General features: G+C 50.3%; 16 protein-coding genes. 6 read left to right on the top strand and 10 right to left on the bottom strand.

Annotation, left to right across the window (positions count from 1 at the left end; genetic code table 11):
• Window positions 1-63: 63 nt before the first annotated feature.
• Window positions 64-1,203, bottom strand: a complete 1,140-nt coding sequence (locus tag ACMYSN_RS04605; protein ID WP_462497182.1) for an ABC transporter substrate-binding protein — start codon at window positions 1,201-1,203, stop codon at window positions 64-66.
• Between the two features lie 29 nt (window positions 1,204-1,232).
• Complete coding sequence (locus tag ACMYSN_RS04610) at window positions 1,233-2,282, bottom strand: ABC transporter ATP-binding protein (RefSeq protein WP_462497183.1); 1,050 nt, start codon at window positions 2,280-2,282, stop codon at window positions 1,233-1,235.
• A 162-nt stretch (window positions 2,283-2,444) separates the two neighbouring features.
• Here ACMYSN_RS04610 and ACMYSN_RS04615 point away from each other — a divergent pair, with 162 nt between their 5' ends.
• The 5 genes from ACMYSN_RS04615 (at window position 2,445) to ACMYSN_RS04635 (ending at window position 6,772) form a co-directional block, all read left to right on the top strand.
• Window positions 2,445-3,215, top strand: coding sequence for an MBL fold metallo-hydrolase (locus ACMYSN_RS04615; RefSeq protein ID WP_462497184.1), 771 nt, complete (start codon window positions 2,445-2,447; stop codon window positions 3,213-3,215).
• Window positions 3,212-4,231, top strand: a complete 1,020-nt coding sequence (locus ACMYSN_RS04620) for a LacI family DNA-binding transcriptional regulator (protein ID WP_462497185.1) — start codon at window positions 3,212-3,214, stop codon at window positions 4,229-4,231. The genes ACMYSN_RS04615 and ACMYSN_RS04620 overlap by 4 nt, the downstream gene beginning before the upstream one ends.
• A gap of 9 nt (window positions 4,232-4,240) precedes the next feature.
• The gene (locus ACMYSN_RS04625; RefSeq protein ID WP_462497186.1) at window positions 4,241-5,005 is read left to right on the top strand and encodes an inositol monophosphatase family protein; all 765 of its coding nucleotides are present in this window, start codon (window positions 4,241-4,243) and stop codon (window positions 5,003-5,005) included.
• 234 nt (window positions 5,006-5,239) lie between these two features.
• Window positions 5,240-6,103: an arginase family protein gene (locus ACMYSN_RS04630; protein ID WP_462497187.1), complete on the top strand. Its 864-nt coding sequence runs from the start codon at window positions 5,240-5,242 to the stop codon at window positions 6,101-6,103.
• Between the two features lie 96 nt (window positions 6,104-6,199).
• Window positions 6,200-6,772 (top strand): TetR/AcrR family transcriptional regulator, encoded by a 573-nt coding sequence (locus tag ACMYSN_RS04635; protein WP_462497188.1) that lies wholly within the window; start codon window positions 6,200-6,202, stop codon window positions 6,770-6,772.
• Window positions 6,773-6,910: 138 nt separating this feature from the next.
• Here ACMYSN_RS04635 and ACMYSN_RS04640 read toward each other — a convergent pair whose 3' ends face one another.
• The 6 genes from ACMYSN_RS04640 to ACMYSN_RS04665 all read right to left on the bottom strand — a co-directional run bounded on the left by ACMYSN_RS04640 (window position 6,911) and on the right by ACMYSN_RS04665 (window position 13,611).
• Window positions 6,911-7,411 (bottom strand): GrpB family protein, encoded by a 501-nt coding sequence (locus ACMYSN_RS04640; protein WP_462497189.1) that lies wholly within the window; start codon window positions 7,409-7,411, stop codon window positions 6,911-6,913.
• A 286-nt stretch (window positions 7,412-7,697) separates the two neighbouring features.
• Window positions 7,698-8,009: a type 1 glutamine amidotransferase family protein gene (locus ACMYSN_RS04645; protein ID WP_462497190.1), complete on the bottom strand. Its 312-nt coding sequence runs from the start codon at window positions 8,007-8,009 to the stop codon at window positions 7,698-7,700.
• A 7-nt stretch (window positions 8,010-8,016) separates the two neighbouring features.
• Window positions 8,017-8,700 carry a type 1 glutamine amidotransferase domain-containing protein gene (locus ACMYSN_RS04650; protein ID WP_462497191.1) on the bottom strand — a complete coding sequence of 228 codons (684 nt, stop codon included), beginning with the start codon at window positions 8,698-8,700 and terminating at the stop codon, window positions 8,017-8,019.
• 2 nt (window positions 8,701-8,702) lie between these two features.
• Entirely contained in the window at window positions 8,703-9,662 is a 960-nt protein-coding gene (locus ACMYSN_RS04655) for an MDR/zinc-dependent alcohol dehydrogenase-like family protein (protein WP_462497192.1), read from the bottom strand.
• A 64-nt stretch (window positions 9,663-9,726) separates the two neighbouring features.
• A complete protein-coding gene (locus ACMYSN_RS04660; RefSeq protein ID WP_462497193.1) occupies window positions 9,727-10,839 on the bottom strand; it encodes an alkene reductase in 1,113 nt (370 codons plus the stop codon).
• Window positions 10,840-12,819: 1,980 nt separating this feature from the next.
• Window positions 12,820-13,611 carry a sulfite exporter TauE/SafE family protein gene (locus ACMYSN_RS04665; RefSeq protein WP_462497194.1) on the bottom strand — a complete coding sequence of 264 codons (792 nt, stop codon included), beginning with the start codon at window positions 13,609-13,611 and terminating at the stop codon, window positions 12,820-12,822.
• Window positions 13,612-13,720: 109 nt separating this feature from the next.
• Between ACMYSN_RS04665 and ACMYSN_RS04670 the strand changes: the two genes are divergently transcribed.
• Window positions 13,721-14,488, top strand: a complete 768-nt coding sequence (locus ACMYSN_RS04670; RefSeq protein WP_462497195.1) for an AraC family transcriptional regulator — start codon at window positions 13,721-13,723, stop codon at window positions 14,486-14,488.
• A gap of 121 nt (window positions 14,489-14,609) precedes the next feature.
• Here the strand turns inward: ACMYSN_RS04670 and ACMYSN_RS04675 are convergent, their stop codons facing one another.
• Window positions 14,610-15,140 carry a glyoxalase superfamily protein gene (locus ACMYSN_RS04675; RefSeq protein WP_462497196.1) on the bottom strand — a complete coding sequence of 177 codons (531 nt, stop codon included), beginning with the start codon at window positions 15,138-15,140 and terminating at the stop codon, window positions 14,610-14,612.
• Between the two features lie 381 nt (window positions 15,141-15,521).
• Complete coding sequence (locus ACMYSN_RS04680) at window positions 15,522-15,971, bottom strand: GNAT family N-acetyltransferase (protein ID WP_462497197.1); 450 nt, start codon at window positions 15,969-15,971, stop codon at window positions 15,522-15,524.
• Window positions 15,972-15,973 lie beyond the last annotated feature (2 nt).

Consider the following 15,973-nt stretch of genomic DNA (forward strand, 5'->3'; position numbering starts at 1 on the left):
AAACCTGACATCAGAAAAAAACGCTCAGGACGGCGTCATGCTGAACCTGAGCATTAGCGATAATTAATTGGCGACCTGGCTTTCGTAGCCTTCTTTTATGTCGTCAAAGTAAGGGGCGATCGGGAAGCTTTTGCCGTGGTCTGCCAGCGCTTGCGGGGATATTTCCGCGAACAGCTTCTGCCAGGTTGCCGGATCCAGCTTCGGCTTCACGTGCTCCGCATCAATACCTGGATACCAGTTAAACTGTTTTACGATCCCCTGAGCCTGTACGTCCGGGCTGGTTGCCAGCTCGATAAACTCACGCGCCAGCTGCGGGTTTGCCGCCTTCGCCGGGATCACGTAGTACATCGGTTGTCCAGGCATACCCGGCGACAGCAGCGCCAGTTTGATTGACGGCGGCAGCTTGCCCTGGTCTTTCCAGCTGTAGAACATATCCACCCACACCGGCCCCATGGTGATCTCCCCGCGACTGAGCATATCGAGCGTACCGGCATTGCCTGGCGTAAAGGTCACGTTCTTATTGAAGGCCTTAAGCTTCTCGTACGCCTGGCTCCAGTTTTTCTCCACGCCTTTGTCGTAAGGCAGCGCAGACAGACGCCGGGCGTCCGTACCGTAGGCGTACATCCAGCCCACCACGAAGCTCACTCCGGACATGCCGTTTTTGATGCCGTTATAGCCGAAAGCCTGCGGGTTTTTCTGCGCCCAGCTGACCAGCTCGTCATAAGACGCCGGAGGCGTTTTGATGGCTTCGCTGTTCCAGGCGATGGCGGTCTGGCTTAAGAACATCGGCATCACGTAGCCGTCGACATTCACGCCGAGGGCATTTTTCGCGTTATCCGCGCTCACCATGCTGCCGGTGCTAATCTGCTGGCGATATTTCTCCAGCAGTCTCTTTTCCACGAGTTCACCACCGGCTTTCTGGTGAACGACCGCCACATCTATATCCCAGGTCTTCGCACCACTCTCTTTTTGCGCACTCAGTTTCTCGATGATTTTATTCGAGCCAGCATCTCCAGGACCCGTGCCCACCACCTGTACTTTCACGCCTGGATGCGCCGCTTCAAACTTCGGCCCCAACCAGGTTTTCACGTAATCCACCATATTCTGATCGCCTGCTGTGGCAACGTTCAGAATGGTATCGGCCTGCACGCCGTAGCTCATAAACAATGCCGTCACTACCGCAGCTTTCGTTTTAGTAAACATGGTCTATCCCCAAAATGAACACGATGAAGTCAACTTGCTTGAGACGATGGAAAAATATGTAAAGCAGCAGCCGGAACGTGCAGTCGCACGGATGACTGCGCCGGCCAGCACTGGGTTGAATCTGCCAGCAATACGCGCTCGCAACAGCGCACGCTGTGGCGGTATAAATTGCCGAGAAAAGCACTTTGCTCGACCACGCCATTAAGGGTTATCCCCTCCTCCGGAGCGCGGTCGGTTAATGCACAAAGTGCTGCGTCGGCGCTACGAAAATAAAGGGTACAGTCGCGGAAATCATCGATATAAGATTCCTCTTGCGCGCTCGGGGAAATATTCTCTTTCGCGAAGAAGTCGTTAACGTTGATTTTATTGTCCGCGCCCATGAAATCAGCAACGAATGGCGTTGCTGGTCGCTGGTAAATATCTTCCGGCGTCCCTATTTGCTCTATGCGGCCATTATTTAACACCGCAATACGGTCGGCCATAACCAGTGCTTCCTGCTGATCGTGGGTCACAATTAATGAGGTAAACCCGAGGCGCTTTTGCAGGGATTTGATTTCATGGCGCACGTTGAGGCGCACTTTGGCATCAAGGTTCGACAGGGGTTCATCCAGCACCAGCACGTCCGGCTCAATGGCCAGCGCCCGTGCCAGCGCAACACGTTGCCGCTGCCCGCCGGAAAGCTCGGTGACCTTCACATCTGCCAGACCGGTCAGATTAACGATGCTGAGCAGTTCCGCAACGCGGCGGTCAATATCGTCACGACGCCATTTGCGCAGTTTCAACCCATAGCCAATATTGCGCGCGACCGTCAGATGCGGCCACAGTGCATAGCTTTGAAATACCATGGTGATATTGCGCTGCTCCGGCGCACTATGGGTAATATCACGGCCGGCAACGGTAATCTCCCCGTGTTTTACCGCAATAAACCCGCAAAGCGCATTGAGAAGCGTTGTTTTTCCGCAGCCGGACGGTCCCAAAAGGGCAATCATCTCGCCTTTCTCGACATGCAGATCGATATTATGCAACACCACCTTTTCGCCATAGCTAATTTTAAGCCCGGCTATCCGTAAATAACTCATTTTTATTACCCAAAAATCGCTGCGTTGACTTTTTTTACTGCAATGAACACGTGTTCATTTGAATGTAAAAAAAATGCAATGTTGACTCGACATTATGTGAGCCTACTTTGTCGGGTATTTGTGACAATTTAATTAAGCGTCAAACATTTTTGGTGAGAGAACATGAAAATAGATGTGCTTGGGTGCGGTAGCGCCTTCTCCCGCGAACAAAATACCTCTGCGCTGCGGATAATCGATGAGATGAACCGACAATGGTTAATTGACTGCGGCCCCACTATTCCACGGGCATTGTGGCAGCGTGGAGGCGACGTCAATGATATCGACGCCGTCTATTTTACCCACGTCCACCCGGACCACTGTACCGGGCTGACGGCGCTGCTGAATCACTGGCACAGCTTCTCGCGCCAGAAAGCGTTGATTATTTACAGTCAGCCGCAGCAGCGCCCCGTGCTGATGCAGCTGGCCGCTCTCGCCAACTGGCCACAGACCACGCTGTGTTTTGATCTCCACTGGCGCGACACCACCGACGCATGGACGTGGCACGACTGGCATATCCAGACCGCTGAAACCCGCCATGAACTCGCCAACCGTGCCATTCGTATCACCCAGGGTGAGCAGACGGTGTTTTACAGCGGCGACGGTCGCCCAACGCCGGAATCTGTGGCACTAATGGAGGGGGCCAGTCTCGCTTTCCAGGAGTGCGCATCACTGGCGGCACTCAGCGATGATGCGTCCCACGGTGATTTTCCCTCCTGTCTGGCGCTGTTTCAGCACCTGAATCTCCCGGCACTGGGGCTCTATCATTGTAACGACGCGATATTGCATGACCTCAAGCGCGCTTGCCAGCCCAGGAACGGGTTGTTCGTCAGCTATGACGGTCTACAATGCACGCTTAACACACCCGTGATTTCCAGCGAGGAACGCCCGGCATGAGTTCCGTCTCCCGTAAACAGAGCGTTACCGCGCAGGATGTCGCCTACCGGGCGGGCGTTTCACGGGCGGTGGTCTCACGTGCACTGAGCAACAACGGCAGTATCTCTCCCGCCACCCGGGAGCGAGTCCTGCGCGCAGCAACGGAGCTCGGTTATCAGGTCAACTTTCTCGCGCAAGGGCTAAACCGTCGCCGCAGTCATCTGGTCGGCGTGATTGTCTCGCGCATTAGCGACCCGTTTCGCAGTAGCCTGCTGGATGCCCTACTGAGCGAGATCCAGCGGTGTGGTTTTCAGGCGCTGGTGAGTGAAATTCACAGCGAAAAGGATCTGGCCCACACGCTGCGTCGTTTTGCCCAGTTTCGGGTGTCCGGGGCGATCGTGACCTCGGGTCAGCCCCCGGAATCACTGGTGAACGAGTGCGTGTCGCAGCAGATCCCGGTGGTAGGTATCAACCGCCAGCCGGATATCCCCTTCGTGGATTACGTCAGTTCGGACAACGTCTACGGCGCAACCCTCGCCGCCGGGCAACTGGTGCGCAACGGCTGTCGTCGTTTTGGCTGGCTCAATACCGCGCACTCCACCTGGGCCGGTCGCATGCGCGGCGATGCCTTTTATCAGGCGCTACAGACCTTAGGTGTCGACACCGCCCACAATCTGCAATCGATTATCGCCCCCACCGAAGGCTACGACGGTGGGTTTCAGGCCGCCGTCGGGGCGGATGAGACTCTTGAAGGCATCTTCTGTGCCAATGCGCAGCTCGCCTGCGGTTTTCTTGACGGGATGCGCCAGCGCGGCAGACACAGTCCGGACGATTTTCAGCTCATCGGTTTTGATAATACGCCGCAAACGGCACAATATAGTTACCAGCTCACCACCCTGCATCAGGACGTTGAGGAGATTTCCCGTCAGGCATTAACCCGCCTGCTGGAACGCGCCGACGATCCGTTACAACCCTCGCGGACCACCTGGGTGGATGTACAACTCATTTCCCGGCGCACGTCGCCATTACCTCAATAAGAGCAGGCTATGACCGAACAACAGCAACAGTCACTATGCGCATTGATTCGCCAGTTGGGTGCAGAAGCACAGACGTTACGTAATGCCGGATTACAGGTGGATAAAAAAGCGCGTCAGGATTTTGTTTCACACGCCGATCTGTATGTGGAACAAGAGATCAAACACTGGCTGAACGCCCACTGTCCAAAGGATGGTTTTCTCGGGGAAGAGAGCGGTCTGCAGACCGGTGAGCGCGGTACCTGGGTGCTGGATCCTATAGACGGGACGACCAATTATATTCAGGGGATGGATTACTGGTGCATCTCACTGGCTTACGTTCGCGAGAACACAACGGAGCTGGGAATTATCTACGCCCCGGATCGTCATGAATTTTTCTTCGCCCGCCGTGGTGAAGGGGCGTTTCTTAACGACCAGCGCCTGACGCTCCGCGAGCCGGATCCAGAAACGGTAGTTATCGGTATGGGCCGCTCCAGCCGCGCGCCGGTCGAAAACTATACCCGCACCCTGGCCCATGTGCTCAATGCCGGCATGGAGTATCGCCGCTTTGGTGCCGGGGCGCTGATGCTCGCTCACGTTGCTACCGGGCAGGTGCATGCCTATTACGAGGAGCACATGAACAGCTGGGACGCGCTGGCGGGAATGTTGATCATTGTTGAAGCGGGCGGTGCCAGCAATGCCTTTCTTGCCGATAATGGCCTGGTAAACGGCAATCTGGTGCTGGCCGGGTGTGCCGAGGTTCAGGCGCGTCTTTTCGCCCTGCTGGCGAGCCACTAAACGCTCGCGTCAGACAGCCGTCAATCTGCAAGGCCAGTCATGTCTGCTCAGTGCCAGGAAGTGGACATAGCTTGAAACTGGCCTGAAAAAATGACTTTGTTCCTTTTAATTAACTTAACGTGCCGTGCTGCTTGCGAAAGAACGATGATTGCACAAAAATGAATGAACGTTCATTCACTATCGGATTGTGATTCACTCAAATCAGTCCGTTGTCAAAACAAGCAAAGGCAAACTATGACCAGTAAAACGCTCAGACTTTTATTTCCTCAATGGCAAGGTGGCAATAATCCCCCCTATCACCTTGGGTCGCTTCTCCTCTCGTATCTTTCCCCTGAATCAGATGGCCCTGTTGAGTCTGTTGCGGTTGATGAGCCCACAACGGAGCCACAGGCCGAAGTGGATGGCATTACCGCTAAACCTCAAATTATCAGGCAGCTCAATGATGCAGCCACTCTGATTGAGAAACATGATCCCGATTCCATTGTCGTTTTTGGTGGCGATTGCCTGGTGTCACTGGCTCCGTTTTCACATCTGCTCAATAAATACGGAGATAAACTGGGTGTACTCTGGATCGACACTCACCCTGACGTGCAGACTGCTGAACAATATCCAAACGCTCATGCCCATGTTCTTGGAGCACTAATTGGAACGGGTGATAAAGACTTAGTTGCTCACGTCACCACCAGGCTCAGTCCCTCAAAAATACTGATTGCAGGTATTCACGATCCATTGGCTTATGAAGCTGAATACCTTGCTCGTCATAACATTGCGACTATCAGTCCTGAACAAGTCAAAAAAGACGGGAAAGACGTTATGGAGTGGATTGACAGGGAAAGTATTGAGTATCTGGCGATACACCTGGATCTGGACGTTCTCGATCCGTCACTTTTCCGTTCTGTTCTTTTCGCCAGGCCTGGCAGAGGAGAGCACGACTTTGGTGAGGTGGCAGAAGGCAAACTGACTATTGAAGAGGTACTCAATCTGATAGCTCAGGCTACTTCAAAAGCCGCACCGGTCGGCCTTACGATTGCTGAACATCTGCCGTGGGATATGCTGAACCTCAAGAATATGCTCAGTGCGCTACCGCTGATGAAGTAACATCTGATTCCAGGAGCCAGACTACAGAGTTCAACTCTGGCTCCTGGAAGAAAACAGCGTTAAAGTCCGGGCACAGGATTAAACATCATAGACGACATGTTAAAGAAAACCGAAACCTACCATAAGCTGATTACCGCTGCTGCTGCCTGCTTTGCAGAAAAAGGCTTTAGTGCGACAAGCGTGCGTGAAATTTCTACCCGTGCTGGGATCAGTCAGGGAGCGATGTATACGTATTTCAAAAGTAAGGATGACCTTATCAAAGCTATCGTTCTTGAAGAGCAGAGTTCTGCGTTAACAGCCCATAATGCTCCATCTGACGGCACTTATTTCGCCCGCCTTTGCGAGCAGATTACGTCGTGCATAAGCGATGTAGGATACCCAGTCACGCATCAATTGTGGGTTGAAATTATGGCGGAGTCTGCGCGGAACCCTGAATTGCAAAAAACGTATATTTCCAGTGATACCATCATGCGGCAAAGTATTGCAGGGATTATCGCAGAAGGTATTGCTGCGGGAGAGTTTCGCCGGGACATTAACCTGGAGGAAACCACGATTATACTTTTTGCCTTTATCGATGGTTTAATCGCCCGCAAAGCTATAAACGCGTCCTTCTCTTTTAGCCGTGACCTGCCTATGTTTTTTGAGCTAATGTCAAAATTATTGAAATAATGCCAAACAGGTTTAGGCATCGCAAATGCCTGCTTCTCGCACGCAGTGGACATGGACCTGCTCACAAGTTCGCTTTGTGCCAGCAGCGGACATTATGTACAACAAGGAATGCATAACCGCTTTAATATAATAGAAAATTTATCTGTTTTGTTTCAGAACTGCTTCAATAAATGGCATTTTATGCGCTAAATACTCTTTTATACCCGAGGTATTTTCAGCCTCGAGTTTAAATTTTAGTGCCTGATAGCGTGACTTGAGTTCAACATCCTGCCTTAGAATGTCACGAAAACTGAGCATACTGGAAATATCTTTATGCCCGGATTCACATACATGCACTTTATGTGTTCTGATCCCATCAATGTCTTTACGATAAAAATGGTGGCCTGCAGAAAGGTCACAGCCTCTGATATAGCCGAATCCACCCATTAATGTATCAACCCTGGCTGCGTTAGTGAAGATGGATACTTCAACCAGCAAATCAATTTCAGGTTTTGCGGCTAGTCCAGGTATAGCAGTGCTTCCAACATGATGAATAGCAACGAGATGATCGCCAAAAATGAATGCAATTCTATTTCTCTCAGCTACAAACATACCCGGCCAGTTAGGGTTATAAAGTGTTATTTTGCTGGTAAGTGTCATCAGTTTTCTCCTTAAGCAAACATAACCATTCCCTCTTTTAGCTCTGTTCAATATGACCCTGGACAGTAAGCTACGAGGCTGCGATCTGGTCAAACTCAAAGTATCTGATGTTGCATATGGTAGCTCTGTTTCAAGCAGAGCAACGGTGTTGCAACAGAAAACCGGTAGCCCTGTGCAATTTGCATGGTTATCAGGGCTGCAACAGCAGCCCCGTTCCTGGAGCGGACATTGTTAACATCAGGGATCATGGCTCCAGGGGAGTTGGTCAAAGTATGAAATCCATTCTTTAATTCAAATGAATATCCAGTTCCTTCTGACTCCCTCCAAACTCTTTGGCATCAGTTGAGAGCTTGTCCATGGTCGAAGCCTTACCTTCAGGTGTTACGAAAGTCACTGTATCGCCAGAATCCAGCATCATTTTAACTGGCTGCATCAATTCATTTAGATAAAAACCCGTTGCGTGGGTTTTGCCGTCTCGAAGTTGCAGACTATTACTATCCGACAACACTACCAGGATATTGGCTGCATTAGCCCAGGAACTCACTGCCATCAGTGCGGGTACTAGCAGCGCAAGTGTTAACTTTTTTTCATCACCCAACCTAAGGTTAATATGCCAAAAGTTTATCGCGAATAGCCTCACCAACCCCTGCAGCGGACTGAGGGTTCTGGCCGGTGATCAGATTGCCATCAGTGACCACTTTGGTATTCCAGTCAGGCGCTCCTTCGTGAATAGCACCGTGCGCTTTAAGTGTGCTTTCCAGCAGGAATGGCACTACATCAGCCATACCTACCGCGCGTTCTTCTGAATCAGTAAATGCAGCGATGTGCTTACCTTTCACCAACCAGTCACCATTACTAAGTTTGACGTTAACGAGTGCCGCTGGGCCATGACATACTGCGGCAACAATCTGACCGTTTTCATACATTTCACGATTAAGTCGCTGCACGCTGCTATCCAGAGGGAAATCCCACATAGTTCCGTGGCCACCAACATACATAACGGCGCTATATTGCGAACTATCTATGTCAGCCAGTGCCGGGGTATGATTCAGCCGTTGCGGGAAATCGCTGTTATTCCAGTAATGCGCATTAATAGGATCATCCAATTCAACGCCATACACGGGTGGCAGGCCGCCCTTGATTGAGGCCAGCATAGTTGGAATACCAGCCTCATCCAGAACATGAAGAGGATGCGTCAGTTCTGGTAAATAAAATCCGGTATCCCCCTCTCCTTCATAGCTGGTGAGCACGAACAAGACTGGCTTTAATGAAGATGGCAACTTAGACATATTTAAACCTCTGCAACAAGTTTTCCGACGAAATCACGGCGCTCTAAGCGCAGAAGATAGTCAGCGAGATCGATAAATTTAAAGGTAATGATCTTTTCACCGGTTAATGAGCCAGCCTCCATCTGCTCCAATAACCGCTCACCATCAGCGGTAAGCCGATCCCAGGCACGGACATCGCCGTAGATGTGTAATGCACCAAGTGCAACTTCATGTAGCGAGAAGGTGCGGGTAAAGGGTTTGCAAGGCCAACTTTCCGGGCGGCCAAGAATGGCAACGAAGTGACCATTGGCAACCAGCCCACGACATAGCCAGAGATAGCTTTCAGAACTGGAAGAATCAATAATTACATCGTAACGTGCTGGTGAGACCCAGTTGTCGGTATCATCTGGCGTCGTGTAACAATGGCTGGCTCCCAGAGCCGTAAGACGTGCGTGATGGCGTGGATGGCTCAAAACATCAACCTCAAAACCACGCTGATGTGCCAGCTGAACCAGGAAGCCGCCTACTGACCCACCGGCACCGCCGATAAGTATCCGGTCACCAGTACGGGATGGCACTTTCTCTAACGCCTGCCATGCGGTTAATCCAGGGCAGGGAAACGCTGCGGCCGTTACGGTATCCAGCCCATTTGGGATTCTCATCACGACTTCAACATTAAGCACGGTGAATTCAGCAAAACTACCGGGTTTTTCCAGACTTTGATGCCATGCGACTCGCTGGCCTACCCAGTGTTCCGAAACGCCGGAGCCAACGGCAACCACAACACCTGCACCATCTACTCCAGGAATTTTATCTTGCTTAATATTCAACAACTTCCAGTCTACAGGGTTCAGCCCAATGGCCTGATTTTGCACCAATACCTGGCCCGCTTGCGGACATGGTAGAGGCATCGTTTCCAATTGAAGTCCGGTTGGCAATGCTCCGCCGTGCCAGACCCAGGCGCTATAATTTATTGGTAACAAAATAGAATTCCTGTATCAGATATTCAAACAGTGGTGTAAATCGCATCAGCGAAGAATATACAGATTATTTGATTAGTGGATGACCACTATAAGGAGCATAGTCAGTATAGCCATGCTCATCGCCGCCGTAGTATAAGGAGTGATCCGGCTCGCTAACTGGCCAGCCGTGACGGTAGCGTTCAACCAGGTCTGGATTGGCGATATATTTCGCACCGAATGCGGCAAGATCGATAACACCACGGCCTAACAGTTCGTTCGCTTTCTCGAGAGTCATACCACCCGCCAGGATTAACGTACCGGTATAAGCTGCACGGAATTTTTCGAGGAACCCTTCCGGCATTGCAGGCGCACCACGGCTTGCCTGATCCATGATATGAACGAAGGCGACTTTACGTTGGCTCAATTCACGGGCCAGCGTCAGAAAGGTATCTTCTTCTCCATCAAAATCACCCAGCTCGTGCAGGCGACCAAACGGTGACAGACGAATTCCCACTCGGCTGGCACCGATGCGGGCAATACAGGCGTCAACCACTTCCAGTGTGAAACGCAGGCGATGTTCTGTCGTATCACCACCGTATTGGTCGTGACGATCGTTCACAGCACCATTAATAAATTGCTCAATCAGATAACCATTTGCACCATGGATTTCCACACCGTCAAAACCAGCTTCAGCCGCGTTTTCCGCTGCCTGAGCAAAGTCTTCAACCACTCGGTGAATCTCCGAAACTGTAAGAGCATGGGGTCTGCTGGCGGTGACAAATCCAGGTTTACCATTTTCGTCATACCCAAAAGCTGAGCTTTGTGCTGCCTGTGTTGACGTAGAGCTCACCGGCGCTTTGCCGTCTGGCTGCAAAGATACATGACTGATGCGACCAACGTGCCAGATCTGAGTAACAATAGCACTACCTAGATCGTGGACACGGTCAGTCACTTTTTTCCATGCTTCAATCTGCTGAGCATTCCAGATCCCTGGGCAGTCGACAAACCCACATCCTTCCTGGCTGATAGGCGTACCTTCTGTCACGATAAGTCCTGCGCCAGCCCGCTGGCCATAATAACGAGCGGTTAATTCATTCGGAATATGCCCAGGAGCACGAGCACGGGTCATTGGTGCAACAACCGAACGGTTTTTAAGTACTAAATTACTAAGATTGTACTCCTCAAAAAGCAGGGGCATGATTTTTCCTAATTGTTTAAGTAAAACAAGGCCCCATGTTAGACCAATTGGTCTATATACATAATATCGTTTTGCTTATGTGCATTATCACCAAAAGTGATATCAGATAGTCCCTTCTAACGAGGGCATTATCGACAATGTATGGTAAGGCTGTTAGCAGCTACTGAGAGGGAATATTAGCTAGTGAGCTAGTGTGATGTTACCCGGCAATGGCGGACACGTGGGCACAATGAAAAACCTCAGGCATCCCCGGAGGATGTTCATTGTTTAATGATGTCTTATGGTATGTGGCAAAACGAACTTCTGCTTCTCGCTCTGAGCGGACCTTCAGTCCAGTTAGCTTGTCCGCTCTGTGCCATGAGCAGATGTTATTGGCGTCGTATCATGTTATTACCCGTGAGCAGTTCATGGGGTATGTGGTTCGCGCAATGAGGGAGTGGTCTAACTGGCGTGCCGCAGGCCTTTTCCCCCAAAGCTTCGGGAGACCAGTGCTGCGCAGCTGGCTGACTATGAGCTGATCCCGCGTGGCATTCACTGAGACGCGCTGAACGAAGACCTGTCACTTGCAGCTTGATGAGCCTGGAAGCCTTTCAGGCCTGAAATATCAGTTGGTTTCGCCCTGCAGTCGGTGCCGATAATGTTTCAGGACAACGTGTGTAACGATCTGCCCGTAAATAAAGCCTCCCAGCCCAGCAAGTATTACTGTGCCGGCCATACCGCCAAAGTGCGCTCCCGCGCCGCTGAAGGCCCCGCAGAGGACGAGGCCCCCCCAGGTCTGCCAGTGCCGGAAGGCCGATTTATACGCATTCCGCCACCGTCTTCCGCGCTCCCAAAAAGATAGGTCTTTTAGTTCAGTAATACTTTTTAGGGTCCAGTAGATTTTCACGGTGTTTTCCTTGTTCCGTTGCCTAAGCCAAGGAAAACATAAAACGCTGGGCCAGGAAAGGATTACTCAATGTCAGCTCTTCGCACAACGGACCTTCAACTCGATAACTTGTCCGCTCCGTGCAAGAAACAGAAATTCACGGCTTTACTCAAGCAATCATAATTCCTACCTTTTAGCCCGCAATCATGACAAGTCCACTTAAAACTCATATCAGTCAGTATTTGAGCACTGGCGAAAGCATACCTTAACCCGCCTCCCCAAAGTACGCGAGTTGACGATATGCCGTAAAGAGGTATAACGATGTAGGCATAGCAGTAGTACTCATAGCGAGCACTCTGACCTTTGTGGTTTCGTGGTCTTTTTTTTGTGATGTGACGTTCGAAAACCGCCCTACTTTTCCAAGTAGTACATTAAAGGATTTTAGATATGGAAATTATATATACTTTCAGCTTCAAGGACTTAATCGCCTTTGCTGTGCCGATAATCATCACTGCTTTATTTTTCAAAAGAAGAAGGAAACGAAAAAGCATAAGAGTTAACTGCTCATTTTTATTTATTGTTTTATCTGTCGGATCTGCACTCGAAATTTGGGGTAATATCTACGAAACGTTCTCTTACAGGAACAACCATCTATATAACAATGACAAGTTCACCACGGTGTTCAATTACGATCTTCCTAAAATCGTATTTTTTTCCATTATCATAGTGGCGTCCATTACGCTTTTCATCCAGGAAGTTCGTATCAGGAAAACTCTTATGTGAAATTAAATATTTGTACTTATCAGCAAGGCGGGCCAACAAACTGCCTCAGCCCCGGGATAAAACATTCTCCTGCAGTAACGGTCAGATCAAGGACGTTACAGTCAAATAGACCCAGAGCTGGCAAGAAAAGCCTCGGAATCAGGATAATGTGTTCTGAGGCTGATTTGCCCTGAGTTGAATCGCTACGACTTAACTAGTCATCTGGCCGCGGTCAACTTCTGCTCCTCGCTCTCAACGGACCTTCAGTCCAGTTAGCTTGTCCGCTCTGTGCCAGGAGCGGACGTTAGTACTGATTTAATATTGAGCGCAAGGATAGCCACGATGTATAGATTTTAATGGCTTAGCATTGCCAGGAGTACCAGGCACAGTAGGAGTACATAGATTCGTGCGTGCCATATATCAGGTACAACAGGTATAGCCCGGCGGCTAAAAACTATCCCGGCCCAGCCCGTCAGTACCAACAGACCTAAAATTTTCAGGCTGATAAAACCGAGAAATCCGCTCACCGGAATACTTTGCCAACCAATGACTGCATATGTCACGCTACCACACAGCGCAACAGGCAAAGAAAGCGGGTTAGAAGCGCTAACACACTCGTGCATTGCATAGCCGTGTCGCCGCAACATTGGCACCGTCATAACGCTGCCGCCCACGCCAAGCAATGCGGCTATCATACCGATGATTACACCGCCTCCCGTTACCATAGGAAGTGACAAAGGACGCGGAGAACTAACGCAAAAGAAACCCTTACGCAACAAACAATCGCTGATTGTTACCAGCATGTAGAGAATGAACAGAGCCCGAACGATATTCTCGCTAAACATTCCCGCCAGACAGGAACCCACAACAGCCCCGATGGCGATAAACCATAACAATGGAAACAACGTCTGGGCTGAAAGCTTGCCGCCGCGCCAGTTTTGATAGCTGACCCAGCTAGCGTTAAATATCATCACCGCCGTTGACGTAGCAATCGCGATATGCATGGCATTTCCTGTAAGTTCAGGCTGCCGCAGCATCAGTTGATAAACAAATGGTACCACGACAAAACCGCCCCCAAAGCCAAAAAGTACAGTGGTAATACCGGTAGTAAAACCTGCCAGTGCAATAATTACGATATCGTTCAAGAGAATATCCCCGACCTGAAAATGAGCCAGCAGCTTATACCGGTAGCACACTGCTTCCCATTTGCGCAGCGCTCAATTACCTTTGTAAATCGGTCAAACGGAGACGGGTATGCGCAACGTAAAAATTGAAGATGTCGATTCGCTCGATCGTGATGTGGTGGCGTTAGGCAATGACTATGAGCAGGGATTTATACTGCCACAACACCAACATCGCCGCGCGCAGCTACTGTATGGCGCTACCGGATTGATGTATGTAACAACTCAGGACGGAGAGTGGGTTGTTCCTCCACAACATGCTGTGTGGATCCCCCCCGAAACAATGCACGCCGTCAGATTTGTGGGGGTGACCACACGTAGCGTGTATATTGAACCAGATTGCGTGAGAGCTTTGGTTAAACATCGTCGCTGTGAAGTGATCAGCATATCGCGATTGTTACGTCAGTTATTACTTGAGGCAGTGGATCTGCCGCCGCTGTATAACAGCGCACGCGACTGTGTTCTGATAAATCTGATGTTACTGGAACTGGCGGCAATGCCGGCTCGCGAATTCAATATTCCGCTGCCACAGCATCCGGCGCTACGGGCACTTTGTCAGGCGTTTTTACTCACCCCCTCTATCCATGATCCTGCTGAGCGCTGGGCCAGTGCGCTTTTTATGAGCGCCAGTACCTTTCGCCGTCATTTTCTGCAGCAAATGGGCCTGTCGTTTTCAGCCTGGCGCCAGCGAGCCTGTGTGGTTAGTGCGCTAGCATTGCTGATAACAGGCAAACCCGTGAACGAAGTGGCTTTGTCCCTTGGATACGATAATGCATCCTCTTTCGCAACCATGTTCCGCCGCGTTACAGGGTTGTCGCCTTCATATTATCACCCTGCTTGATTTCAAAAATTCTAACGGGGAACGGACATCGCGGCAGCTTCGCGCCAGGAGCGGACGTTTCGTGCATATGAAAACAAGGGGAAATGCCTATGGCAATCCCCTTAGCATTGAGAAGAGTAAATTAGCTTTGACAGAAGCGCAGCCGATTACCAAACGGGTCATACACTTCCAAAGTATCTCCCCAGTCTTGCTTCACTATTTCCGGGCGACCGTAGCCATATTGTTTTCCATGTAGTTCGTTTCTGAACAACTCAATATTCTGCATAGGTATAAATATCGTTGCTCCCGGGCTGGCGTCACCGTGATGTTCAGACAGGTGCAACTGCAAACCCTCCCGGACAATGCCCAGATACAAAGGTAAGTTGGGCTCGAACCGATGTTCAAATTCAACGCTGAATGACAGAAACCCGAGATAGAACTCCCGCGCTTTTCGCTCATCGAACATTCGTAAGATGGGGATAGGCTTAATGAAATGAATTTGAGACTGAGGAATTTGTGGACGTAACGCTGCCGCAGCTGTGTTCCAGTCCTTGTAGCCTAGCTGGTGTGAAACAGTTTCGAGTGCAGCGGAATAAGAAATCTTATGATCGCGCAACTCAAGAGAGTTTTTTAACTTTGCAGCCATCTGCCTGGCCTGCTCGATTGATAACATACTTTCTCCTGTCGTCAGGAATTAATGGTGCTCGCATTACCAAATCCCGACCGTCAAGAGTAGTAAAATCAATGAGGTTGAGGACGAACATGCTTTCACCTTTTCCACCTAGGAAGCGAGCGGCAGGCAGCACGGACCCAAGATGAGAATATACAGGCCGGGGCAATTGCACAAGTGTTCAGGTTTGAATGAGTCCAGGCTCAAGGCGCTAAATTTTTACGGCCATCAGACGTCAAATACAATGCGTCCAACTTCCGCTCCTTGCAACGGACAGCTGTGCGCCAAAAGCAGAGGTCACAATGTTCGCCTCTACGTCAGAGGTTCTTGCCCTACGGACTAACATTTTGCACTACTCTCTTACAATAATTCTTTTCAAAAGAATTAGTTACGATAAATGTCTGGTCGATTGACCTGCCAGACAAAATCTGTCCTGTTCAATGGGCTATACCCTAGCTTCTGGTATAACCAGGGCGCGCTGTCGGTTACCAGCATTATCCGTCGCAAACGTGACATCAATGGGTGAGCATGACAGCATTCAATCAGCCAACGGCCAAGGCCACCCTTTTGATAATCGTTCAGCACATAGACGTCACACAGATAGCCAAAAGTGGCATAGTCCGTGACCAGACGGGCGAAACCGATTTGTCTGGTTCCATCCAGAAGCGCAAAACAAAGGCTGTTCTGGACTGATAACCTGACCGTATCGATATCAATCCCAGGAGCCCAGGAGGATTGCGAGAGATAATCTTGAATGGCTTCCAACTGGAAAAAAGAGGGATCGGTTGTGACAGTAAATTTATCTTTTGTAAAACTCAGATGCTGATTATTCACTG

The sequence above is a fragment of the Klebsiella sp. R445 genome (genome assembly GCF_051131755.1).
GTDB lineage: Bacteria > Pseudomonadota > Gammaproteobacteria > Enterobacterales > Enterobacteriaceae > Klebsiella > Klebsiella lignicola.

Coding starts and splice junctions, on each gene's coding strand:
- ACMYSN_RS04635 (WP_462497188.1), top strand. CDS start 6,200: ATGTTAAAGAAAACCGAAACCTACCATAAGCTGATTACCGCTGCTGCT.
- ACMYSN_RS04650 (WP_462497191.1), bottom strand. CDS start 8,700: ATGTCTAAGTTGCCATCTTCATTAAAGCCAGTCTTGTTCGTGCTCACC.
- ACMYSN_RS04670 (WP_462497195.1), top strand. CDS start 13,721: ATGCGCAACGTAAAAATTGAAGATGTCGATTCGCTCGATCGTGATGTG.
- ACMYSN_RS04675 (WP_462497196.1), bottom strand. CDS start 15,140: ATGTTATCAATCGAGCAGGCCAGGCAGATGGCTGCAAAGTTAAAAAAC.
- ACMYSN_RS04640 (WP_462497189.1), bottom strand. CDS start 7,411: ATGACACTTACCAGCAAAATAACACTTTATAACCCTAACTGGCCGGGT.
- ACMYSN_RS04605 (WP_462497182.1), bottom strand. CDS start 1,203: ATGTTTACTAAAACGAAAGCTGCGGTAGTGACGGCATTGTTTATGAGC.
- ACMYSN_RS04625 (WP_462497186.1), top strand. CDS start 4,241: ATGACCGAACAACAGCAACAGTCACTATGCGCATTGATTCGCCAGTTG.
- ACMYSN_RS04660 (WP_462497193.1), bottom strand. CDS start 10,839: ATGCCCCTGCTTTTTGAGGAGTACAATCTTAGTAATTTAGTACTTAAA.
- ACMYSN_RS04615 (WP_462497184.1), top strand. CDS start 2,445: ATGAAAATAGATGTGCTTGGGTGCGGTAGCGCCTTCTCCCGCGAACAA.
- ACMYSN_RS04620 (WP_462497185.1), top strand. CDS start 3,212: ATGAGTTCCGTCTCCCGTAAACAGAGCGTTACCGCGCAGGATGTCGCC.
- ACMYSN_RS04630 (WP_462497187.1), top strand. CDS start 5,240: ATGACCAGTAAAACGCTCAGACTTTTATTTCCTCAATGGCAAGGTGGC.
- ACMYSN_RS04610 (WP_462497183.1), bottom strand. CDS start 2,282: ATGAGTTATTTACGGATAGCCGGGCTTAAAATTAGCTATGGCGAAAAG.